Source organism: Streptomyces sp. NPDC008137 (genome assembly GCF_042957035.1).
GTDB lineage: Bacteria > Actinomycetota > Actinomycetes > Streptomycetales > Streptomycetaceae > Streptomyces.
Window position 1 is genome coordinate 574999 of record NZ_JBIBHN010000001.1, and the last position, 22483, is coordinate 597481.

Below are 22483 nucleotides of genomic sequence, written 5' to 3' on the forward strand. Positions count from 1 at the left end.
ACGATGTTCGAGACAGTGCTTGTGGCCAACCGGGGCGAGATCGCCGTACGCGTCATCCGTACGCTGCGGTCGATGGGCGTGCGCTCGGTGGCCGTCTTCTCCGACGCGGACGCCGACGCCCGGCACGTCCGCGAGGCGGACACGGCGGTCCGGATCGGACCGGCCCCCGCGTCCGAGAGCTATCTGTCGGTGGAGCGCCTGCTGGAGGCCGCCGCCCGCACCGGCGCCCAGGCCGTCCACCCCGGCTACGGCTTCCTCGCCGAGAACGCCGCCTTCGCGCGCGCCTGCGCCGAGGCCGGCCTGGTCTTCATCGGCCCTCCCGCCGACGCGATCTCCCTCATGGGCGACAAGATCCGCGCCAAGGAGACGGTCCAGGCGGCCGGAGTCCCGGTGGTCCCCGGCGGACGCGACCCGGACCTGTCCGAGGCGGCCCGCGAACTGGGCGCACCCGTGCTGCTGAAGCCGAGCGCGGGCGGCGGCGGCAAGGGCATGCGCCTGGTCCGGGACCTGACCCGGCTGGAGGAGGAGATCGCCTCGGCCCGCCGCGAGGCCCGCGCCTCCTTCGGCGACGACACGCTCCTCGTCGAGCGCTGGATCGACCGCCCCCGGCACATCGAGATCCAGGTCCTGGCCGACGGCCATGGGAACGTGGTCCACCTCGGCGAGCGCGAGTGCTCCCTCCAGCGCCGCCACCAGAAGATCATCGAGGAGGCGCCGAGCGTCCTCCTGGACAAGGAGACGCGTGCCGCGATGGGTGAGGCGGCGGTCCAGGCGGCCCGCTCCTGCGGCTACCGGGGCGCGGGCACGGTGGAGTTCATCGTCAACGGCGCCGACCCGTCCTCGTACTACTTCATGGAGATGAACACCCGCCTCCAGGTGGAACACCCGGTCACGGAGTTCATCACCGGCCTGGACCTGGTCGAGTGGCAGCTGCGGGTCGCGGCGGGCGAGCCCCTCGGCTTCACCCAGACGGACGTACGGCTGACCGGCCACGCCGTGGAGGCCCGGATCTGCGCCGAGGACCCGGCCCGCGGCTTCCTCCCCTCCGGCGGCACGATCCTGCGGCTGCGCGAACCACAGGGCGACGGCGTCCGCACCGACTCGGGCCTCACCGAGGGCACCGAGGTGGGCAGCCTCTACGACCCGATGCTCTCCAAGGTCATCGCATACGGCCCCGACCGGGCGAGTGCCCTGCGCAAACTCCGGGCGGCCCTGGCGGAGACGGTCACGCTCGGGGTGCAGACGAACGCCGGGTTCCTGCGCCGTCTGCTCGCCCACCCGGCGGTCGTCGCGGGCGACCTGGACACAGGCCTGGTCGAGCGCGAGGTCGAGGGGCTGATCCCCTCGGACGTACCGGAGGAGGTCTACGAGGCGGCGGCGGCCGTACGCCTGGACGCCCTGACACCCGAACCCGGCGGCTGGACGGACCCCTTCTCGGTCCCGTCCGGCTGGCGCCTGGGCGGCGAGCCGAAGCAACCGGCCTTCCACCTGAGGGTCCAGGAGGAGCTGGAGTACACCCCACGCGGCACCTCCGCGGTCACCGGCGACCACGTCTCGGTCACCCTGGACGGCGTCCGCCACACCTTCCACCGCGCCGCCGACTGGCTCGGCCGCGACGGCGACGCCTGGCACGTACGCGACCACGACCCGGTGGCGGCGTCGCTCAGCCGCGCGGCCCACGCGGGCGCCGACTCCCTCACCGCGCCCATGCCCGGCACGGTGACGGTGGTGAAGGTCGCCGTCGGCGACGAGGTGACGGCAGGTCAGAGCCTGCTGGTGGTGGAGGCGATGAAGATGGAGCACGTCATCTCCGCCCCGCACGCCGGGAAGGTCACGGAGCTGGACGTGGCGCCGGGCTCGACGGTCGCCATGGACCAGGTTCTGGCGGTCATCGCACCCCACGAGGAGGCGGAGTGATGACAGCGCACGGTCTGCCGATGACGGTCCCGGCCGAGGACCTCCCCGCCCGCGTCCGCATCCACGAGGTGGGCGCCCGCGACGGCCTGCAGAACGAGAAGGCGACGGTCCCGACGGAGATCAAGGCGGAGTTCATCCACCGCCTGGCCGCCGCGGGCCTGACGACGATCGAGGCGACGAGCTTCGTCCACCCCAAGTGGGTCCCCCAACTGGCGGACGCGGAGCGGCTGTTCCCGATGGTGAGCGACCTGCCGGTGTCACTGCCGGTCCTGGTCCCGAACGAACGCGGCCTGGACCGCGCCCTGGCCCTGGGCGCCCGCCGGGTCGCGGTCTTCGCCAGCGCCACGGAGTCCTTCGCCAAGGCCAACCTCAACCGCACCGTGGACGAGGCCCTGGCGATGTTCGACCCGGTCGTCACCCGCGCGAAGACGGAGGGGGCCCAGGTCCGCGGCTACCTCTCCATGTGCTTCGGCGACCCCTGGGAGGGCGCGGTCCCGATCCCCCAGGTGGTGAAGGTCTGCAAGGCCTTGAGGGACATGGGCTGCGACGAGCTGAGCCTGGGAGACACGATCGGAGTGGCTACCCCCGGCCACGTGGTCGCTCTTCTCGCGGCGCTGGACGAGGCGGGCATCCCGCCCACCGCCCTCGCCGTCCACTTTCACGACACCTACGGCCAGGCCCTGGCCAACACCCTCGCGGCGCTCCAGCAGGGCGTGACGACCATCGACGCCTCCGCGGGCGGCCTGGGCGGCTGCCCGTACGCGAAGTCGGCGACCGGCAACCTCGCCACCGAAGACCTCGTGTGGATGCTGCGGGGCCTCGGCATCGACACCGGAATCGACCTCGGCCGCCTCGTCGCCACCAGCGCGTGGATGGCCGGCCACCTGGGCCGACCCAGCCCGTCCCGCACCGTCCGAGCCTTGTCCCACGAGGACCTCGTGGACACCGAGGAGCACTGATCACCATGGATTACCGACTCTCCCCCGAGCTGGAGGAACTCCGCCGCACGGTCGAGGAGTTCGCCCACGAGGTGGTGGCGCCGAAGATCGGCGACTTCTACGAGCGACACGAGTTCCCGTACGAGATCGTCCGCGAGATGGGCCGCATGGGCCTGTTCGGCCTGCCGTTCCCCGAGGAGTACGGCGGCATGGGCGGCGACTACCTGGCCCTCGGCGTGGCGCTGGAGGAGCTGGCGCGGGTCGACTCCTCGGTGGCGATCACGCTCGAGGCCGGAGTCTCGCTCGGCGCGATGCCGGTCTACCGCTACGGCACGGAAGCCCAGAAGCGCGAGTGGCTCCCCCGCCTCTGCTCGGGCGAACTCCTGGGCGCGTTCGGCCTGACGGAACCGGACGGCGGCAGCGACGCGGGCGCGACCCGTACGACGGCCCGTCTGGACTCCGACACGGACGAATGGGTCATCAACGGCACGAAGTGCTTCATCACCAACTCGGGCACGGACATCACGGGCCTGGTGACGGTCACGGCGGTCACCGGCCGGTCGGCGGACGGCAAGCCGCAGATCTCCTCGATCATCGTCCCGTCGGGCACCCCCGGCTTCACGGTCGCGGCCCCCTACTCCAAGGTGGGCTGGAACGCCTCGGACACCCGCGAGCTGTCCTTCTCGGACGTCCGTGTCCCGGCCGCGAACCTCCTGGGCGAGGAGGCCCGCGGCTACGCCCAGTTCCTGCGCATCCTCGACGAGGGCCGCATCGCGATCGCCGCCCTGGCGACGGGCCTGGCGCAGGGCTGCGTGGACGAGTCGGTCACCTACGCCAGGGAACGCCACGCCTTCGGCAAGCCCATCGCCGCCAACCAGGCCATCCAGTTCAAGATCGCCGACATGGAGATGAAGGCCCACACGGCCCGCCTCGCCTGGCGCGACGCGGCGGCCCGCCTGGTGTCGGGCGCCCCCTTCAAGAAGGAAGCGGCCCTCGCGAAGCTCCACTCGTCGACGGTGGCCGTGGACAACGCCCGCGAGGCCACCCAGATCCACGGCGGCTACGGCTTCATGAACGAGTACCCGGTCGCCCGCATGTGGCGCGATTCCAAGATCCTGGAGATCGGCGAGGGCACGAGTGAGGTGCAGCGGATGCTGATCGCGCGGGAGCTGGGGCTGGCGGGCTGAGCCGCCGAGCCGGCCTGTGCCGCCCCCGGCACAGGCCGGCGGCCACGCGGCCTCCGCCGCGGAGCCGCACCTCGGCTATCCGGCGGGCGTGACCTGCACCAGCCGGTGCATCCAGCCGTGCCGGTCCTCGGCCACGCCCTCGTGGAGTGCGACGAGTCGCTCCCGGATGTGCTGAGTGACCGGTCCGCAGGCGTTCTTGTTGATCAAGAACTCCCCGGAGGCGTGCTTGACCGTTCCGACCGGGGTGATCAGTGCCGCGGTGCCGCAGGCGAACACCTCGGTGAGTTCGCCGGACGCCGCCGACCGCTGCCACTCGTCGATGGAGACGCGCCGCTCCTCCACGCCGTACCCGAGGTCGCGGGCCAGCGTCAGGATCGAGTCACGGGTGACGCCGGGCAGCAGCGAACCGCTCAGCCGCGGTGTCACGAGCCGGGCCCCGGGGCCCGAGCCGAAGACGAAGAACAGGTTCATCGCCCCCATCTCCTCCACCCAGCGGCGTTCCACGGCGTCGAGCCAGACGACCTGATCGCACCCGTGCTCCACCGCCAGCCGCTGCGGGGCCAGCGTCCCGGCGTAGTTGGCCGCGCACTTCACCGCACCCGTACCGCGAGGTGCCGCCCTGACGTAGTCCTCGGAGAGCCACACGCTCACGGGTTTGGCGCCGCCGGCGAAGTAGGAGCCGGCGGGCATCGCGACCAGCACGTACAGATACTCCGTGGCCGCGGCGACGGTCAGTTCGGTGGAGGTGGCGATCATCAGCGGCCGCAGGTACAGCGACCGGCCTCCGCCCTCCGGCACCCATCGTTCGTCCCGGGCGACCAGTTCCCGCAGGGATTCCAGGAACAGTTCCTCGGGCAGTTCCGGCATCGCCAGACGCCGCGCCGACGCGCGGAACCGACGCGCGTTGACCTCCGGGCGGAAGGACGCCACGGAACCGTCGGGCTGCCGGTACGCCTTCAGGCCCTCGAAGACGGACTGACCGTAGTGCAGCACCGACGCGGTGGGGGCGAGCAGCAGCGGCTCGTACGGCCGTACGACCGCGTTGTGCCAGCCGCGATCGCGGGTGTGCTCGACGGTCACCATGTGGTCGGTGACGTACTTTCCGAAGCCCGGGTCGTCCAGCACCTCCGCGACGCGCCGCGGGCTCGCCGGATTCGGATGCGCCATCCGTTCGAAGGACGGCGTCGTGAGCAGGGGGGACATCTCGACGGTCATATGCCGGCTCGCACCTCGCTCCGTCTGGTGGCGACGAGCGGCAGATGCTTCATGCCGGCGATGAAGTTCGAGTGCAGGTGCTCCGGCTCGCCGGCCGGTTCGAACCCGGAGAACTGCTCGAGAAGATTCTCGAACAGCTCGTGGAGGGCGATCCTGGCGACCGCGTGACCCACGCAGTAGTGCGGTCCGACTCCGAACGCCAGGTGGTTGCGGGGGTCGCGCCGGATGTCGAACTCATAGGGGTCGGTGAACACCGCGCCGTCACGGTTGGCCGAGCCGATCCAGGCGGCCACCGGCTCGCCCTGGCGGACGGTCACACCGCTCAGTTCGACGTCGGTCTTGGCGTAGCGCAGGAAGTGGCTGGCCGGAGAGGACCAGCGCAGCGCCTCGTTGATGCCGCTGTCGAACAGCTCGGGATGAGCCGCCCAGTCGGCGTACTTGCCGTCCTTCGCCAGTTCCAGCATGGCCGCGTTCGGTACGTGCGGTGTGGTGACGTTCGCCCCGAGAAGCAGGCTGTAGCAGTTGGAGACGATCTCTCCCGGACGCAGCTTGCGGCCGTCGTCCATCTCCATGGTGCGCAGGACGTCGATCAGGTCGCCGTTCCCCTCGCCCTTCCGCCGGCTCATCGACTGCTCGAAGGCGGCGAAGAGTTCGCGGTGGGCACGCTGGAGTGTCGCCGCACCGCCCTCCGGCATGACGAACTCCGGGTCGTCGGGGGCGATGGCCTGGCTCGTCAGATAGGTCAGCTGCGGCCAGTCCTCGCGGTCGAGGCCCATCAGCGTTCCGGTGACGGCCATCGGCAGGGCGCCGACGACCTCGGCGAAGTCGAAGGGCTCACCGTCCGGCACGCCGTCGAGCAGGCGCTTGGCCTCGGCGCGGATCGCCGGGCGGTGCCTTTCCAGGACCTTGCTGTTGAGCGCGCGCTGCACCGGGGAACGCATTTTCGTGTGCCGAGGGGGGTCGGTCGCCGGCAGCTGTTTGCGGCTCGCGGGGTCCTTCTTGCCGAGCAGGTTCAGCAGGGTGCCGTGCTCGGAGGTGAAGACGCGATGGTCCTTCAGCACCCTCGCCACATCGTCGTACGTGGTCGCCGACCAGTAGCCGAGGCGTTCGTCGACCTGCTGCCAGTGCACCGGCTCCCGTTCGCGCATGGCGTGCCAGATGGCGTGCGGATCGCCCTCGCCGTGCACGGCGGGGTCGACGAGGTCGACCTTCGTCAGGTCGACGGCCTCGTGTTCGGCCGGCCGCGTCAGTCTCATCGGTCATCCCTTCCTGAATCGGGCTCGCGGTGCCATGGATTGCGGGGTGCGGGTACGGCGCTCACGCCGGCTCGTTCCCCGTCGCGACACCGGCGGACACTGTCGCCGGAGTCGTCTCGACCAGCTCCGCGAGCCCGGCCACCGTGGGGTTCTCGTAGAACAGCCGGGTCGCCGGGACATCGACCGCCAGCGCCTTGCGGATCTGGCTGAGCAGGTCGGTGGCGACCAGCGAGTTGCCACCCAGTTCGAAGAAGTCGTCGTGCACGCCGACCTGCTCGACGCCGAGCGCGTCGGCGACCAGGTCGGCCAGCAGGCCCTCGACGGAGGTGCGGGGCGCTTCGTAGTCGGCGTCCACCTCCCGGGGGAGCAGATCCGGCGCGGGCAGGGCGGACCGGTCTATCTTGCCGTTGCGGGTGAGGGGGAAGCGGCCCATCACCACGATCGCTGCGGGGTTCATGTGCCGGGGCAGCCGCTCGCGCAGGGCGACGCGCAGGTCGGGCACCAGGGTCTCGTCGTCGCCCTCCGGTACGACATACGCGACCAGGGCCTTCTCACCGCGGGGTCCGTCCTCGCGGACGATCACCACCGCCTCCTTGACGCCCGGCCGACCGGCCAACGCGGCCACGATCTCGCCGAGTTCCACCCGGTAGCCGCCGACCTTGACCTGGTCGTCGGAGCGTCCGCGGAAGTCCAGGGCGCCGTCGGGGCCCACGCGCACCACGTCACCGACGCTGTACATCCGCTCCCCGGACCGGCTCGGGTCGGGGAGGAACTGCTGTGCCGTCTTCCGGGCGTCTCCCAGGTAGCCGCGGGCAAGCCCGTCACCGGCCGTGTACAGCTGGCCCCACTCGCCGTCGGGGACGGGCCGCAGCTTCTCGTCGAGCACGTAGACGCGGGTGCCGGTGATCGCCCGGCCGATCGGGACGGTCTCTCCGACCGGTTCCGTCACGTTGTGGCAGGTCGTGAAGCAGGTGTTCTCCGTGGGCCCGTACCCGTTGACGAGTCGCACGTGCGGGTGTCTCTGCCGGACGCTGTTGATGTGCGCGGGCGACAGGACGTCGCCGCCGGCGAGCAGTTGCCGCAGTCCGCCCAGGTCGTCGAGGTGGCCGTCGACCATCCGGTGGAAGAGGCCGGTGGTGAGCCAGAGGGTGGTCACGCGCTCACGTTTGACGCATTCCGCGAGTTCGGGCAGGGACAGCGTTCCGGGGTCGTGGATGACCAGGCGGCCGCCGTGGAGGAGCGCTCCCCAGATCTCGAAGGTCGCCGGGTCGAAGGTGAGGTTGCACAGCTGCAGCAAGGTCTCGTCGGGACCGAAGTCGGCGTAGTCGCCGTCCCGGACGAGCCGGCACACGCCCCGGTGCGTCACGCTGACGCCCTTGGGCTGTCCGGTCGAGCCGGAGGTGTAGCACACGTACGCCAGGTTGTCGGCCACGACCTGCGGCATGGGCGGCTCGGCGCCGGTCGGCGTCGGGTCCTCGGCCGCGTCGAGGTTCACCACGGTGACATCGACAGCGGGTATCCGGTCGATCAACGGCCCGTGGGTGAGCAGCACCTGAGCACGGGCCTGGTCCAGCATGTAGCGGAAGCGTTCCTGGGGCTCGGTCGGGTGCACCGGCAGATAGGCACCGCCTGCCTTCAGGATGGCGACCAGCGCGACCACCATCTCGAAGGACCGCTCGAAGCAGACGCCGACGACGCTCTCCTCGCCCACGCCGAGGGCGCCCAGCCGACGCGCCAGCCGGTCGGCGCGTTCGTCGAGTTCGGCGTAGGTCATGTCCTCGCCACGGAACCGCAGGGCCGTCGCGTCCGGGCGGCGGCGGACCTGTTCGGCGAACTGCCGGGTGATCGTGTCGTCCGGCGGGGTGGCCGCGTCGTCCGCCGTCACCTCCCCCCGGCCGGCCCGGCCGGTGCGGGCGGCCAGCGACGCCGGCCGCATGTCCCGCCAGTCGGCCTCGACGCGGTCGAGGCAGTCGGCACGTCCCGCGGGGCCGAACACCGTCTCCCAGCCTGGCGGCACCTCGGCGAAGTCGGGCCACAGCGCGTGCTGGTTCTCGGAGTTGACGACGACGCGGTAGGTGCCGTCCTGGTCTTCGAACAGGTTGGTCATTGTCTGTCCTCCGGAGTCTCTGCGGGCACTGCGCGCGCCCTGTCTCGGTTGGGGCCTCGGGACGAGACCGTGGCCGCCGGCCGGCGGCGCTGTGCGGGGCCTGCGGCAGGTCCGCCGGCACCCCGGGCCGCTCCTGGCACACCACGAGCCGTCGCGCACGACCTGCGGGAGGGCACGGACCGGTCGGTACGTGGGTGGGGTGGACACCGTCGCCGTTGCCCCGAGCGGCGACCGGGGCTCTCTCCGGACCGGGACGGGCGCCGCCCGGCGCTCAGAGGATGGCGAACAGGCCGGAGAGCGGGGCAGGCACGCGGTCAGGGGTGAGAGCTTCGACGAGGACACGGCCGTAGTGGATCTTGCGTCCCTTCTTCGTGCCGAAAAAGCGCCGCAGCTGCTGCTGTGCGGTGCGGTCGCGCTGTGCGGGCTGGCGCAGGAAGGTCTCCAGGGGCCGCAGCTCGCCCTCCTCCCGGATCAGCTCCTTCACCAGATCCGGGCCGAGTGCGCGGACCAGTTCGTCCTCCAGATCCGCCTCGCAGACGAAGAAGTCCTGCGGGTCTCCGTCTGCTCCCGCCCAGCCACGGGCGTAGTACTCGCGCTCCTTCTCGTCGCACAGCCCGGTCAGGCGCAGGCCCAGACCGGATGGTCCGAGGAACCGGGCGTAGCGGCCGACGCTCATCGCACCGCCCATCGCCAGGACGCAGACGCCCTCGGTCGCCAGGTCGCGGCCGTGACTCGCGGCCAGCGCGTTGACCGCGTTGACGTCGCTCGGCCCTTCGAGCAGGACCGCCGTCCGGACGGGCAGTTCCCCGGCCAGCTCCTCGGCCACCTCGCGCGCCAGGTCGCGGTCGGGGGCGAGGGTCGCCCACGCCGTGACGGCCTCACGGAACGACGTCATGTCAGCCATGGAACTCCTTCCGCGCGGCACGGGCCGACGCGCCGTCGAACACCGTCACAGGATCGCCAGTTCGTCCTGAAGGTCATCGAGGCCGAGTGGGCCGAGCGACAACGCGGCCGTGTGCCAGGACTTCAGGTCCAGCTTCTCACCGCGGGCCTCGTGCGCCGCCCTGGCCGCGGCCCGGCCGTCCAGCCAGGCCCGTTCACCGAGTTTGTAGGAGATCGCCTGGCCGGGCAGACCGAGGTAGCGCCCGATCTCGCTGTCCACGAACTCGGCCGTCTGTCCGCTGTGAGCGGCGAGGAACTCCTTCGCCAGCCCGGGAGTCCATGTCCCGCCCGCGCCGACCGGGGCGTCCTGAGGGAGGTCGAGTTCCAGGTGCATGCCGAGGTCGATGAGGACGCGGATGGCGCGCAGCATCTGCCAGTCGAGGAAGCCGAGGCGGTCGCCCGGGGCGGACAGGTGGCCCAGCTCGTCCATCAGGCGCTCCGCGTACATCGCCCAGCCCTCGGTGCAGGCGTCGATGCCGCCGATGGTGGTCTGGTACCTGGACAGCTGGTCGGCGAGGTACCTCCACTGGGCGAGCTGCAGGTGGTGGCCGGGTACGCCCTCGTGGTACCAGACGCTGCGCAGGCTCCACAGCGGGAACCTGGTGCGTCCCTGCACCGGCAGGGACGTGCGGCCGGGGCGGGAGAAGTCCACGCTCGGCGGGGTGTAGTACGCCGCCGAGCCACTGCCCGCCGGCGCGATCGCGGCCTCCACCACGCGCACCGGGGGCGCCAGTTCGAAGTACGTCCCGTCGAGGTCGTCGAGCGCCTCGTTCATCCAGCCCTGCAGTCGCAGCCGGATCTCCTCCACGCCCTCCACCGCTTCGCCGTGGCGGTCGAGGTGGCTCATCGCCTCACGGGCCGTGGCTCCCGGACGCACGCGCTCCGCTTCCGCGCGCATCTCCGTCCGGATCCTGCGGTACTCCGCCCAGCCCCACTCGTAGGTCTCCCGAAGGTCGAGGTCGGCGCCGTTCCAGAACCGTGCCCAGGTGCGGTACCGGTCGGGGCCCACGCCGTCGGGCCGGCCCTCGACCTTGGGGAGGTAGTCGCCGCGCAGCCAGTCACGCAGCCCGGCCACCGCGGCGACGGCGAGGCCGGCCGACTTGTCCAGCTCGGAGCGCAGGGGCGACGGCACGTCGGCGTCCGCGCAGAAGCCGGCGTACCAGCCACGGCCGTCGCTGTCGCGAACCCATGCGTCGAGTTGGCCGGCGACGGCGCGGACCTGGGTCGGCGCCGCGACGAACCGGTCCGCCTCCAGCGCCTTCGTCAGGGATTCCCGGAAGCCGTGGAGGGTTGCGGAGACTCGGCTCATCCGCTTCGCGACCCAGGCCCAGTCGTCCGCGGTGTCCGTCGGCATCATCTCGAAGATGTCCTGCACGCGTTGCTGCAGGCCGTAGACGTTGACCAGCTCACGCAGGTACTCGGCGTCGGTGCTGGCGGACAGGTCGGCCCGCAGGCGCTCCCGCAGCAGCCGGCCGCACCGGCGTTCCACGTCGCTCGGCGGGCCCGCCGTCGCCCGCTCGGCCCGGTCGAGGTCGAGGAGCGTGGTGCGGGACAGGTCGTCCTGCGCGGCGCGGCCCTCGGGCGACAGGTCCGGCATCTGGTCCCGCCCCACCGGCACGCCCAAGTAGGTCGCCGTGTCGGGGTCCAGGCGGGCCAGACCGTCGACGTAGGCGTCGGCCACGTCCCGCACAGCACGGGATGTGGCCGGAATGTCGTCGCGCAATTGTCCGCACCTCACCATGAATCAGTCAGTCACTGGATCCGCTCGGGGTACGACGTCACATCCCGAACCTTGCGGCAAGCCCCCTGGCAGCGGCAGTTGGAAGGACGCGCGCTCAACTGCCGACCGACGGATCATGGCGCGAAGGGGGCGACCGCGTCAATCGTCAAATGGAGCCAACCTGCGGTAAGCGTCCGGACCAACTGCGCTGCGCGTGCGCGTCGTTAACCGGTGGTCCGGGCGGTGGGGCGCCCCTAGCGGGCACCGGCGGCCGGGGTCAGCGGGGCAGGAGCACTCCGGTCTCCGCGGCGCGGGCCGCGGCGTGGACGCGGGTCGCGAGGGCCACGTCGTGGACGCCCATGCCGAACGGGTTGATGACCGTCCGGTCGGTGGCGGTGACCGGGCGGTGGTAGGCACCGGACAGGAGCGTGGCGAGGTCCGCGTCCACCTGGCGGGCGCCCGGGGCGGTGGTACCCGGGGCGGTGACGCGGCCGGAGCGGGCCAGGCGGCCCAGGAGCCGGGTGTCGTCCTCGCTGACCAGGTGCCAGTCGTCGACGAACAGGTGCTCGGCGCCCAGCAGGACGTCCTCGGCGGCGTCGTCCAGGGACACGTTGAGGAAGACGGAGCCCTCCGGCAGCCAGGCCAGCGGAACGTAGGAGGTCGTGGTCGTCGTGGTGGCCAGTACGACCGGGGCCGAACGGACCGCCGCTTCCGGTCCGGCGACGGTCTCGACCTCGATCTCCGGGCGCGAGGCGCGCAGTTCCCCGGCGAAGGCCGTGGCCCGGGAGAGCGAGAGGTCGTGTGCGATCACCGACTTCAACGCGCCGTGCTCGGCCAGCAGTTCCAGATGGGTGCGCGCCTGACGACCGCACCCCAGCACGGCCACCCGGTCCACCGTGGACAGCGGGCGCACGGCCCGCAAGGCCGCCACGGAGACCGCCGCGGTGCGCAGGGCGCTGATGTGCGCGCCCTCCATGACGCACACCGGTGCGGCGGTCTCCCGGTCGTACAGGATGATCAGGCCGGCGGCCCGGGGCATGCCGCGGTCCACGTTGCCGAGGCAGGCATTGATGATCTTGCATCCGTAGGCGCCCTCGTGGCGGGCGGGCAGGATGAGGCTGCGGGCCGCGGTTCCGTCCGGGGCGGTCCAGCGCAGGGCCGCCTCCGGGGCCACTCCCGAGCGGCCGGCGCGGACGCCGAGGAACGCCTCGGTGACCACGTCGAGCGGGTCGATCCGCGCGCACAGCGACGCGACGGTCGCACCGTCGAGATAGCGCAACGGCGGGGCGGAGTTCTGCATGAAATACATCCTTTCTCCGTACGGGGCAAGGGAATTTAAAACCTTGAAGTGGTCAGTAGACTCGCTTACGGTCGTCCGCATGAGCGATCCGCGGTCTCGCCCGAAGAAGCCTCCGCGTTGGCTGCTGCGCCGACCTGATCCGGACGCTCCGGCCCGCCTTTTCCTGTTCCCCTATTCAGGCTGCGGGGCCTCGATGTATCAGGGGTGGCCGCGCCGCATCGGCGCGATAGACGTCTGCCTGATCCAGCCGCCCGCGCGGCAGAACCGGATCGCCGACCCGCACTACGGGACGTACGAGAACATGGCGCAGGGGCTCATCGAGTACCTGCGGCCCTACCTGGACAGGCCGTTCGCGTTCTTCGGGCACTGCGGTGGAGCGCTTCCCGGCGTGGAGGTGACCCGGCAACTCGCCGCGGCCGGCCTTCCGTTGCCGACCAGGGTCTTCGTGTCGGCGCAGGTGGCACCGCACGACGGACCGTACGGGCGGCTGCTGGAGCTGGACAGGGACGGGCTGCGCACCGAGCTCGAGCACATCATCACCAGCCTCGGCGGCGAGCCGAGCGGACCGCTCGTCGAGACGGGGCTCGATGTGCTCGTCAACGACATCGAGTCCAACAAGCGCTACGCTCCCGGCCCCATCACCATCCCCGCGGGCATCACCGCGATCGGCTGGAGCGAGGACCCGGAGATCCCCTCGAAGCTCATGGGCGGCTGGCGGGAGACCTCCGCCGATCACCGTTTCGTCGAACTGAGCGGCGGGCACTTCGAGTTCCTCTCCGCGCCGGAGGCGCTGCTCGCCGAGTTCCGCCGGGACTTCGGCGAGGTGGCGGAAACCGGCTCCTAGGAACCGGCCGGGAGCGTCCCCGACCGTCCTCATCGGCTCTCCGCCGCGCTGCCGTCGAGCACGTCGGCGGTCCGGCCGGGGCGGAGTTCGTATCCGCAGCCGGCCCGGCGGGCGCGGGGCGGGGACGAGGGCAGACTCGCCCAGCGGACATGCCGGTCCGCGTAGTGGGGGCTGAGCGGGTGCCCGGACTGGCCGGCCGGAAGCTCGGCGGTGACGAGGTCGCCGGCCGTGACCACGACCCGCCCGGCCGCGCCGAAGCCCGGGACGGCCGTACGGACGCTGTGCAGCATCCCCGCTTGCGGGCGTGGGCGGATGCCGAGCACGGCGTCGGCCCACGGCGCGAGCGCGGTGACCGGGTGTCCGAGGCCGACCCGGTTCAAGCTCCCCCACTTCGCCGGGCGTTCGCGCGCCACCGCCCGCACGCACGCGGCGACGAGGGCGTCGACGCCGGTCGTCCCGGCGGGCAGCAACGCGCGGTCGCGGGCGTCCAGAATCGCGAGCAGCGGCCGGTCGAGGTCACGGAACGGGAAGCGGAACGTGGGTTCGTGCTCGCGGCAGGCGACCAGGTAAGGGGTGAGGACCCGCTGGGCGAGTTCTTCGCGCAGCCGCACCAGGACGCCGAAGGCGCGCGAGCCGGTCGCGGCCGTGCCGTCCCACTCCTCCAGCAGGGTCCTGACGGGGTCCGTGGGCTCCAGCGCGGCGACCGCGAGGTCCCGGTAGGGCCGGTACAGGCCCGCGGTGATGTCGTGCTGCAACGCGTGCATGCCGGCCGCGTCGTGCCGTTCGGCCGAGCCGAGGACCGCACGGATGCGGCGGGCCCGATGGCCGGGGTCGAGGTCGAGGCCGATCCGGAACTCCTCCTCGGGCAGGGCGGCGTCGTTGGCGGAGACGAGAACGCCGTCGGCGGGATCCACGATCCGCGGCCGTTCCGGGCCGCTGAGGTGGCCGTCGGCGGGTGCTGTGCGAGAGCCGCCGGCCGGGCGGCGGGGCAGCAGCCCCGTCGCCAGGTGCGCCCTCCGCTCCCCGTCCGTGACGAGGACGTTGAGCGCGACGCCGTGTGCGTCGTCGAGTACCGAGACGGCCTCTTGCAGGTCGGTGGCGCGGGCGAGGCGGTGGAAGCGGAGGTCGGCGGCTCGGGGGTCGTGGCCCGTCCAGCGGACCGCGACCTGTTCGCCGCACAGCGGGGTCGGCGACACGGGCAGCGTGCCGTCGGTGGTGATGTCCACGGTGACCGGTTGCCGGCCTCGCACCCGGATGTGCTCCGTCCTGGTCCGCGGGCCGTCGGTGCCGGCGGGCACCAGGTCGAGCACGTCGGCGGTGAGGTTCGTGACACCCCAGGCGATCCGCCCGTTGGTTCCGGTGAGCACGACCGGCAGACCGGGGACGGCGAGGCCGCGCAGCCGGGTGCCGGGCCAGGCCACATCGACCTCGTAGAGAACGTTGGGCAGACCGAGTGCCAGATGCAGGTCGCAGGCGAGCAGCGGCTCGTCCCCCGGGGCGATCCAGCAGTTGGAGCCGGGGACGGCGCGGTCGAGCGCGACCAGGCCGTCCGCTCCCGCCTCGCCGCGGTGGCGGGCCAGATCGGGGGGCAGGACCGGAGCACCTGTGCCGGGCAGGAGGAAGTCGGCGACGGGTGCGGGCAGTGCGCGGCGCACGACCGCTTCCGCCCGTTTGGCCTGCTCGTTCCAGGACAGCGAGTGGAAGAGCAGGAGCGAGGTGAGCACGCTGTCCTCCGCCCGCCAGGGCCGCGGCCGGTAGGACAGGAACCGGCACTCGAACGGAGTCGTCTGCTCGAAGGCGGCGTTGACGCCGTCGGCGAACGCGGCCAGCAGCTCGCGCTCCGGCTCGGCGAGCCGCTCGGTCGCGGTACGGGCGGCCGCGGCGAGCCCGAGGCGACGGTACTCGGTGTCCGACGCCAGGGCGGCGCGGCCCCACACCTCCGCGAGCCGGCCGCTTCCGGTGCGCCGCATGAGGTCCAGCTGAAAGCCGCGGTCACGGCCCATCGCGTGGCCGAGGGCGCGGACCGCGTCGAGGTAGGTCCGCGCGGTGATCCGGGTGACGCCGTCGTCACCGCTCTCGGCCCGCACCGGTGCGGTCAGCCCCGGCACCTCGGCGTCTTCGGGGCAGCCCGGCGCCGAGTCCTTGAGGGCCCGCAGCATCCGGTACTCGAGTCCGATCCGGCCGCGGTGGCGGTACGCGTAGCCGGCGACGCCGGCCGCACCCGCGACGGCCACGGCCGCGGACGCCCACGGCCAGGCGAGCAGACCGGCCGCGAGCGCCGCCGTGACCGCGCTCGCGGCGCCCGCCACCCGGGCCGTGGGCAGCCGCCACAGCCGGCGCAGGCGCGGACGGTGGGCCGGGCACGCCGTCACGTGGTCTCCAGGAGGGCGGTCGCGGTGGCACGCACGGCGGTCACGACCGCGGTGAGCAGCTCGGTGGCCAGCTCCTCGGACGTGGTCGCGGGCTTGTAGCGCAGCTCGAACAGCAGCTCACCGGCGACGGGCGCGATGCCCAGGACGAAGTCGGACGCCGTGGCCACGACCCGGGCGCCGAGCACATCGCGTTCGGACCGGTACGGCGCGAAGACGAGGCCGTCCCCGGGGGTGACGGAGGCGGTCTCCTCCTGCGCGACGAGCATCGCCTCGAACACCGGGCCCGGGTCCGGCTGCCGCTCGCGGATCCCGGCGAGCACCTCCTCGAAGGGCAGCTCCTGGTTGTCGAGGGCGGCGGCGCAGACCTCGCGGGCCTGCCGGCTGACCGCGACCGGATCGGCGTCGTCGAGCCGCATGCGCAGCACGACCGTGTTGGCGACGAGTCCGACGACCTCGTCCATGCCCGGCTCGACGCGGTTGGCGAGCATGGTGGCGATGCGGATGTCGCGCTGGCCGCTCCACGCTCGCAGCGTCGCCGCGTACGCGCCCAGCACCAGCATGAATTCGGTCATGCCGTGTCCGCGCGCGGCGGCGCGGACGGTGCGCAGGTCGTCGGCCGGGAGCGTCGCCCTGGTCGATGCCGACCGCAGACGTCGCGCGAACGACGCGGTGCCGAGCGCGGCGAAGCGGCTGTCGGGGCCGTCGGCGAGCGCCGGCCACGGCGGGCTGAGCCGGTCGTGCCAGAACTCCCGCTGCCGTGCCGCCTCCGCGGTGGTGAGCCAGTCGGCCCGCTCCTCGGCGAGCCGGCCGCTGCCGCGTGGGATCGGCCGGAGCGCGGGCGCGCCGTCGGTCGCCAGCTCCCGGTAGATCTGTTCGGCCTCGGACAGCAGCAGTGTGAGCGACCATCCGTCGCACACGATGTGATGGATGTTCACGAAGATCACGTGCCGGCCGGCGGCGAGCCGGTGCGCGACGACGCGCAGCAGGGGCGCCCGGTCGAGGGGCAGCGGCTCCCGCGCGGCGGCGGCCATGAGCTTCTCGCAGCGGCGCTCAGGGTGCTCCTCGGTGGTGAGATCCTCGACGGCGACGGTGATGGTGACCTGGGGCTCGACGACCTGGACGGGACCGTCGTCCGTGTCCTCGATCCGGGTGCGCAACGCCTCGTGACGGGTCGCCAGCTCGGCGAAGGTCCGCCGGAGGAGTTCCAGGTCGAGCGGGCCGTCGGCGCGCAGCGCGCCCGCCATGCCGAACAGGCCGACGCCGGGAAGCCGGGCGGCGATCTCCCACATCTGGCGCTGGGCGAGGGAGAGCGGATGACGGGTCGCCGTCGTGGACGGGGCCGGCGCCACGGCCGACGGAGCCGGGGCGGCGGCGCCGCCGAGGGCGGCGGCCAGACCGGCGATCGTGGGCGCCGCCATGAAGGTCCGCATCGCCAGGGCGCCGTGGCGGGCGCGGAGCCGGCTGACCACCTGCATGGCGGTGAGCGAGTCACCGCCCGCGTCGAAGAACGACGTGGTCCTGTCGAGGTCCGTGAGGCCCAGCACCTCGGTCCACACCTCGCGGACGCTCGCCTCCAGCGGTGAGTCCGACGGCGTGGGGGCGGGGGCGGCCGGAGCCGGGGCGACCGAAGCCGGGGCGAACATAGCCGGGGCGGCCGGAACCTCGGCGACCATAGCCGGGGCGACCGGCATAGCCGGGGCGACCGGAGCCGGGGCGACCGGAACCTCGGCGACCATAGCCGGGGCGACCGGAACCTCAACGACCGAAGCCGGGGCGACCGGAGCCGGAGGCCGGCCGGACTCCATCAGGCGGGCCAGGTCGGCGATGCCGGGCAGCGGGGTGTCGCGGACGGGACGCCCGGGGTCCGCGATGACCGCGGCGAGCACCCGGCGGTGCGCCTCCGCCGCCAGCACCAGCGTGCTCTCCGGCAGCGCCGAGGCGTCGTACTCCATCAGCAGCCGCAGCTCGTGGGTGCGGACGTCGACGGTGAAGGCCGAGCTGTAGGCGTAGTGGGTGGACTCGAGTTCGTCCGCGTCGAGCAGTTCCAGGACGCCGTCGCCGACCAGCCGGCGGGTGTTGTGGTAGTCGGTGAAGTTGAAGCCGGAGTCGAACATCGGCTCCGCGCCGTGAGCGGCCTGGATCGCGGCGTTCGGGTACCAGCGGTGCCGCATCATCGCCTGCTCCTCCTCGTGCGCGCACACCGCCAGCTCCGCCCACGTCCGTCCGGCGAGCGCGACCCGCAGGGGCAGCTGGTTGAGGAACAGGCCGAGAACGCGGTCGGAGTCCTGGGTCTCCGGCCGGCACGCGACCACCATGCTGGTGGCCACGTCGTCCGAGCCGGTCAGCCACGACACGACCCGCAGATGCGACGCGCACAGCAGTGCCTTCACCGGCACGCCCAGCCTGGCGGCGGTGGCCCGCAGGGCGTCGAGCTGTCCCGTGAAGGGCACATGGTGCTGGCGCATCACGGGCGTGCCCGAACGCTCCGGGGCGACCAGCCGGGCCGGCGTGGCCCCCCGTGCCGCCCAGAACTCCCGGTGTCCCTCGTCGGCTGCGGCGGACTGCTCCAGTGCCACGTAGTCACCGAAGGCGGTGCGCGGACGCGGCAGCGGCGCCGCCGTGCCCGCGGTGAGCAGCGCGCGGTACTGGGTGAGCAGATCCTCGAAGAAGATGTTCACCGACCAGCCGTCGAGGATCGCGTGGTGGTGGGTGAAGATCAGCTGGTAGTCCGCCTCGGACGTGGTGAGCACGACGAGCCGGAACAGCGGCGGCGCGGACAGGTCGAAGTCGGTGGCGGTCTCGCGCGCCACGACCTGGCGGATCCGTTCCCGCTGCTCGTCGTCGCCGAGCCGGGTGAGGTCCTCGAACTCGATCGGCGCGGTGATGCCGGTGTGCACCCGCTGCACCGGGCCCAGCGGGTTGGCGAGGTCGAAGCTGGTGCGCAGTACGGGATGCGCGTCGGTGACGGCCCGCACGGCCGCGCGGAACGCCGCCGGGTGCATCTCGCCGCGTACCCGGTAGCTGAGCATGATGTGGTAGATGCGAGCGCCGGGCGCCATCTCCTGGTGGTAGATCATGCCGGACTGCAGAGCGGTCATCGGATACGCGTCGACGACGTCCGGCGGGAACGTGCCGCCCGCCGGGAGCAACGCGAACGGCTCGCGTCCGGCGGCGAAGTCCCCCGCGTCGCCGGCCCGCGACGCGAGCGCGGTGACCGTGGGCGCGGCGTAGACGTCCTGCACGGTCAGGCCCAGGCCCCGGTCCCTCGCGAGGCTGACCAGCCGGATGGCGCGCATGGAGTCGCCGCCGCCGTCGAAGAAGTCGGTGCCGGTGGTGACGGTGGGATCGGCGAGCACGTCGCGGAACACGTCGAGCAGCGCGGCCTCGCGTGGGGAGGTGGGGGCGGCGCCGCCGTCGGCCGGCCGGGCGGTCGCCGGGGTGGCGGCGGCGACCACGGCCGCGCGGTCCAGCTTCCCGTTCGTGGTCAGCGGCAGTGCGTCCACCAGTGCGACGGTGCGCGGCACCATGTAGCGGGGCAGCGTGGAGCGCACCGCGGCGAGCAGTCCCGCCGGCTCGGGCGCGGCATCGGTGTCCGGGACGACGACGGCCACGAGGTGCGCGCCGCTGTCGTCCGTGGTGACGGCGGCGCCGGCCGCGGCGACGCCGGGCTGGGCCGAGAGCGCGCCCTCGATCTCGGCCAGTTCCACCCGGAAGCCGTTGACCTGGACCTGCCGGTCGCGACGGCCGAGGTAGGCCAGGGTGTCGCCGTTGCGCCGCGCGAGATCGCCGGAGCGGTACATGCGGGCGCCCGGAACGCGGCTGAAGGGGTCCGGCAGGAACCGCAGCGCGGTCTCCCGGGGCCGGCCGGCGTAGCCGTCGCTCACCTGCGGACCACCGACGTAGATCTCACCGACGCACCGGTCGGCGACCGGGGTTCCGTCGTCGTGCAGCACGTGCAGCGCGGTGCCGGGCAGCGGTGTCCCGATGTCCGACTCGGCCGTGCGGACGTCGTCGGGGCGCAGCCACCGCCATGAGGCGTGCACCGTGGTCTCGGTGATCCCGTACATGTTCACGAGCCGGGTGCGGTCCCCGATCTCCGCGTACCAGCGCTCGACCAGCCGCCGGTCCAGTGCCTCGCCCGCGAACAGCACGTAGCGGAGGTGCTCGGTGGAGCCGGGGCGGGCGGCGAGCTCGGGGAGCATGACGGTGAGCGCGGACGGCGTCTGGCTGAGCACGGTCACCCGCTCGCGGGCGCACAGCTCGGCGAACTCCTGCGGCTCCCACGTCGTCAGCCGCGGGACCACGACGAGCCGCCCGCCGTGCAGCAGGCAGCCGAACATCTCGTACATGGACACGTCGAACGAGCAGGCGTGGAAGAGGGTCCACACGTCGTCCGGGCCGAAGCCGTACCCGTCCGCGGTCGCGTCGAGCAGGCTGAGCACGTTGTGGTGCGTGACCCGCACGCCCTTGGGCCGGCCGGTGGATCCGGAGGTGTAGATCACGTAGGCGGGGGCGTGCGCGGGCACGGGGGCGAGCGGGGCCCGGCGCGAGGCGAGTTCGGCGAGGGTGGCGCGCTTGCCCGGCACGAGGTCGTCCTCGGTGATGGTGAGCCGGGCGCCGGAGTCCTTCAGTACGTCGGTCACGCGTGCCGTCGGCCAGGACTCGTGGAGGACGAGGACGGCGCCCCCCGAGGCCATCACGCCGAGGATGGCGACGACGAGGTCGAGACCGCGCGGCAGCGAGACGGCGACGACGTCCCCGGCCCCGAGACCGTCGGCGCGCAACCCGCCCGCGGTCGCCTCGACCCGTGTCCGGAGGTCCGCGTAGGACAGGTCGCCGTCGGGCGCGGTGACGGCGACCGCGTCCGCGCGGGTGCGGGCGATCTCCGCGAGCCGTCCGGTGAGCGACTCGTCGGCGCGCGGCACCCGGCCGGGCGGGGCGACGGCGCCGGGCGCGGCCACGCCGAACGGGCCGACGGCGAGCCGGGTGACCGGGGCGCCGGGGTCGGCGGCAGCGGCGGTGAGCACGGCGACCGCGGTGGCCCCGATGGCGGCGGCGTCCGCGTCGGCAACGGCACGCCGGTCGTACTCGAGGTCCACGGTGAGGGCGTCGCCGTCGTCGCGGACCAGGAAGTTCAGGTCGTACTTGGCACCGACCTGCTCCACCTCGACGTGCTCGATCACCAGGCCCGGGAACTCCGGGGCGGGCGGCGTGGCGCCGAGGTCCGTGACGATGATGTTGAACGAGGCGCGGGAGCCCGCGACGTCGTCCGGGACGGGGGCGTTGCGGACGGCGCCGAGTACGGCCGTCCTGGTCCGCCGGACGAGGTCGTCGAACGGGGCGCCGCCGGCGTCCAGGCGTACGGGCACCATGTCGAGCAGCAGGCCCACGACCCGGTCGAGGCCGGCGCGGTCGCGACGGGAGGTCGGCATGCCGACCACGAGGTCGTCGCGGCCCGTGTACCGGGACAACGCGACCGCGATCCCGGTGGAGACGACGGTGAAGAGGCTCGCCCGGGTCTTCTCGGCGATCCGCCGCAGGGCGACGGTGGCGTCGGCCGGTACGACGACGCGGTGGGCGTGGCCGCGCTCGTCGTTCGCGCCGTCGCGCGGCGGAGGCAGCGGAAGCGCGCCCAGCGACGCGTCGTCGAGCCGTTCGCGCCAGTAGCGGCGGGTGGCGGACAGGTCGGCGTAGGCGAGGCGGTCGGCCTCCCAGCGAGCGTAGTCGATCATGGTGACCGAACCGGTGGCGGGCGGTGGTGCCTCTCCCGCGACCCGGCTCGCGTAACAACGCGCCAGGTCGTCGAGGAGCGGGCCGAACGACGGGCCGTCGGCGATGACGTGGTGGAGCACGACGAAGAAGACGTGATCCTCCTCCGCCAGCCGGAACAGGCGCATCGCCACCGGAGGTTCGGTGTCCAGGGCCAGGGGCCGGTCGGCGAGCCGTGCGCACTCGGCCACGCACTCGTCCAGGCCGGCCGCCTCGGCCATCGTGAGCGGGGGCTCCACCGAGGGCAGGACGCGCTGCCGCGGCTCGCCGCCCGTCACCGGGAAGGCGGTGCGCAGCGAGGGGTGCCGCTCGTGGATGTCCCGCAGCGCCGCGACGAACACGTCCGTGTCGAGCGGGCCGCGCAGCCGCAGCGCCGCACACAGGTTGTAGGTGCCGTCCTCGGCGAAGTACGTGGTGGCCCACAGCGACCGCTGGGCGGCGGTCAGCGGCCCGGTGTCCCCCGCGGGCACCGGGGGCCAGGCCAGCCCCTCGCGCCGGCCGACCAGGTCGGCCAGTTCGTCGCGATGGCGCTTCATCGTCGCCAGCAGTTCGGGCGGCAGCGCCTCGCCCCGGCCGCGGTAGCGGATGCGGCCGTCGGCGAGCGTGAGCGTCACACCGAGATCGTCCAGGCGGCGCAGCACGTCCCGCGCGGTCACAGCTCTCCCTCGAAGACAGGCTCGGCGGCGGGCCGGGCGGCCCGGCGGCGGTCCAGCTCGGCGGCGACCTCGGCGACCGTTCCCAGCTTGAAGAAGTCCTCCAGCTCCAGCTCCAGGCCGGTCAGTTCGGTGAGCCGGTGGAGCACCTGCACGGCGAGCATCGAGTGGCCGCCCAGCGCGAAGAAGTCCTCGTCCGCGGGAACCGTGTCCAGTTCCAGCAGTTCACGCCAGACCGCGGCGACCTGATCCTGAGTCGACAA

13 protein-coding genes are annotated in these 22483 nt (G+C 72.9%); 4 read left to right on the forward strand and 9 right to left on the reverse strand.

Going from position 1 to position 22483, the window contains the following annotated elements; genetic code table 11:
- Positions 1–3 precede the first annotated feature (3 nt).
- Genes ACFZBT_RS02485 through ACFZBT_RS02495 form a run of 3 tightly spaced genes read left to right on the forward strand, consistent with a single transcriptional unit; the run spans position 4 to position 4042 of the window.
- Positions 4–1917, forward strand: a complete 1914-nt coding sequence (locus ACFZBT_RS02485; RefSeq protein ID WP_391097713.1) for a biotin carboxylase N-terminal domain-containing protein — start codon at positions 4–6, stop codon at positions 1915–1917.
- Positions 1917–2876 carry a hydroxymethylglutaryl-CoA lyase gene (locus tag ACFZBT_RS02490; protein WP_391097714.1) on the forward strand — a complete coding sequence of 320 codons (960 nt, stop codon included), beginning with the start codon at positions 1917–1919 and terminating at the stop codon, positions 2874–2876. Before ACFZBT_RS02485 ends, ACFZBT_RS02490 begins: the two co-directional genes overlap by 1 nt.
- Positions 2877–2881: 5 nt before the next feature.
- Entirely contained in the window at positions 2882–4042 is a 1161-nt protein-coding gene (locus tag ACFZBT_RS02495; protein WP_391097715.1) for an acyl-CoA dehydrogenase family protein, read from the forward strand.
- 75 nt (positions 4043–4117) lie between these two features.
- On the opposite strand, the gene ACFZBT_RS02500 is transcribed toward ACFZBT_RS02495, so the two are convergent.
- From ACFZBT_RS02500 to ACFZBT_RS02525, 6 genes are all read right to left on the reverse strand, one after another.
- Positions 4118–5257 carry a branched-chain amino acid aminotransferase gene (locus ACFZBT_RS02500; protein WP_391097716.1) on the reverse strand — a complete coding sequence of 380 codons (1140 nt, stop codon included), beginning with the start codon at positions 5255–5257 and terminating at the stop codon, positions 4118–4120.
- A complete protein-coding gene (locus ACFZBT_RS02505) occupies positions 5254–6513 on the reverse strand; it encodes a cytochrome P450 (protein ID WP_391097717.1) in 1260 nt (419 codons plus the stop codon). The genes ACFZBT_RS02500 and ACFZBT_RS02505 overlap by 4 nt, the downstream gene beginning before the upstream one ends.
- A gap of 61 nt (positions 6514–6574) precedes the next feature.
- A complete protein-coding gene (locus ACFZBT_RS02510; RefSeq protein WP_391097718.1) occupies positions 6575–8620 on the reverse strand; it encodes an amino acid adenylation domain-containing protein in 2046 nt (681 codons plus the stop codon).
- Between the two features lie 271 nt (positions 8621–8891).
- Positions 8892–9524, reverse strand: a complete 633-nt coding sequence (locus ACFZBT_RS02515) for a TOPRIM nucleotidyl transferase/hydrolase domain-containing protein (protein ID WP_391097719.1) — start codon at positions 9522–9524, stop codon at positions 8892–8894.
- Positions 9525–9569: 45 nt separating this feature from the next.
- Complete coding sequence (locus ACFZBT_RS02520) at positions 9570–11285, reverse strand: DUF885 family protein (protein WP_391097720.1); 1716 nt, start codon at positions 11283–11285, stop codon at positions 9570–9572.
- 274 nt (positions 11286–11559) lie between these two features.
- Positions 11560–12582 (reverse strand): ornithine cyclodeaminase, encoded by a 1023-nt coding sequence (locus ACFZBT_RS02525; RefSeq protein ID WP_391097721.1) that lies wholly within the window; start codon positions 12580–12582, stop codon positions 11560–11562.
- 79 nt (positions 12583–12661) lie between these two features.
- Between ACFZBT_RS02525 and ACFZBT_RS02530 the strand changes: the two genes are divergently transcribed.
- A complete protein-coding gene (locus ACFZBT_RS02530) occupies positions 12662–13426 on the forward strand; it encodes a thioesterase domain-containing protein (protein ID WP_391097722.1) in 765 nt (254 codons plus the stop codon).
- 29 nt (positions 13427–13455) lie between these two features.
- Here ACFZBT_RS02530 and ACFZBT_RS02535 read toward each other — a convergent pair whose 3' ends face one another.
- The 3 genes from ACFZBT_RS02535 to ACFZBT_RS02545 are packed head-to-tail and all read right to left on the reverse strand — an operon-like array spanning position 13456 to position 22483.
- The gene (locus tag ACFZBT_RS02535; RefSeq protein WP_391097723.1) at positions 13456–15798 is read right to left on the reverse strand and encodes a penicillin acylase family protein; all 2343 of its coding nucleotides are present in this window, start codon (positions 15796–15798) and stop codon (positions 13456–13458) included.
- A complete protein-coding gene (locus tag ACFZBT_RS02540) occupies positions 15795–22223 on the reverse strand; it encodes an amino acid adenylation domain-containing protein (RefSeq protein ID WP_391097724.1) in 6429 nt (2142 codons plus the stop codon). Before ACFZBT_RS02540 ends, ACFZBT_RS02535 begins: the two co-directional genes overlap by 4 nt.
- Positions 22220–22483 (reverse strand): phosphopantetheine-binding protein, encoded by a 264-nt coding sequence (locus ACFZBT_RS02545; RefSeq protein ID WP_391097725.1) that lies wholly within the window; start codon positions 22481–22483, stop codon positions 22220–22222. The genes ACFZBT_RS02540 and ACFZBT_RS02545 overlap by 4 nt, the downstream gene beginning before the upstream one ends.

Bases quoted from the DNA above. Each gene is read 5' to 3' on its own strand.
- ACFZBT_RS02485 (WP_391097713.1), top strand. From the start codon at position 4: ATGTTCGAGACAGTGCTTGTGGCCAACCGGGGCGAGATCGCCGTACGC.
- ACFZBT_RS02490 (WP_391097714.1), top strand. From the start codon at position 1,917: ATGACAGCGCACGGTCTGCCGATGACGGTCCCGGCCGAGGACCTCCCC.
- ACFZBT_RS02495 (WP_391097715.1), top strand. From the start codon at position 2,882: ATGGATTACCGACTCTCCCCCGAGCTGGAGGAACTCCGCCGCACGGTC.
- ACFZBT_RS02500 (WP_391097716.1), bottom strand. From the start codon at position 5,257: ATGACCGTCGAGATGTCCCCCCTGCTCACGACGCCGTCCTTCGAACGG.
- ACFZBT_RS02505 (WP_391097717.1), bottom strand. From the start codon at position 6,513: ATGAGACTGACGCGGCCGGCCGAACACGAGGCCGTCGACCTGACGAAG.
- ACFZBT_RS02510 (WP_391097718.1), bottom strand. From the start codon at position 8,620: ATGACCAACCTGTTCGAAGACCAGGACGGCACCTACCGCGTCGTCGTC.
- ACFZBT_RS02515 (WP_391097719.1), bottom strand. From the start codon at position 9,524: ATGGCTGACATGACGTCGTTCCGTGAGGCCGTCACGGCGTGGGCGACC.
- ACFZBT_RS02525 (WP_391097721.1), bottom strand. From the start codon at position 12,582: ATGCAGAACTCCGCCCCGCCGTTGCGCTATCTCGACGGTGCGACCGTC.
- ACFZBT_RS02530 (WP_391097722.1), top strand. From the start codon at position 12,662: ATGAGCGATCCGCGGTCTCGCCCGAAGAAGCCTCCGCGTTGGCTGCTG.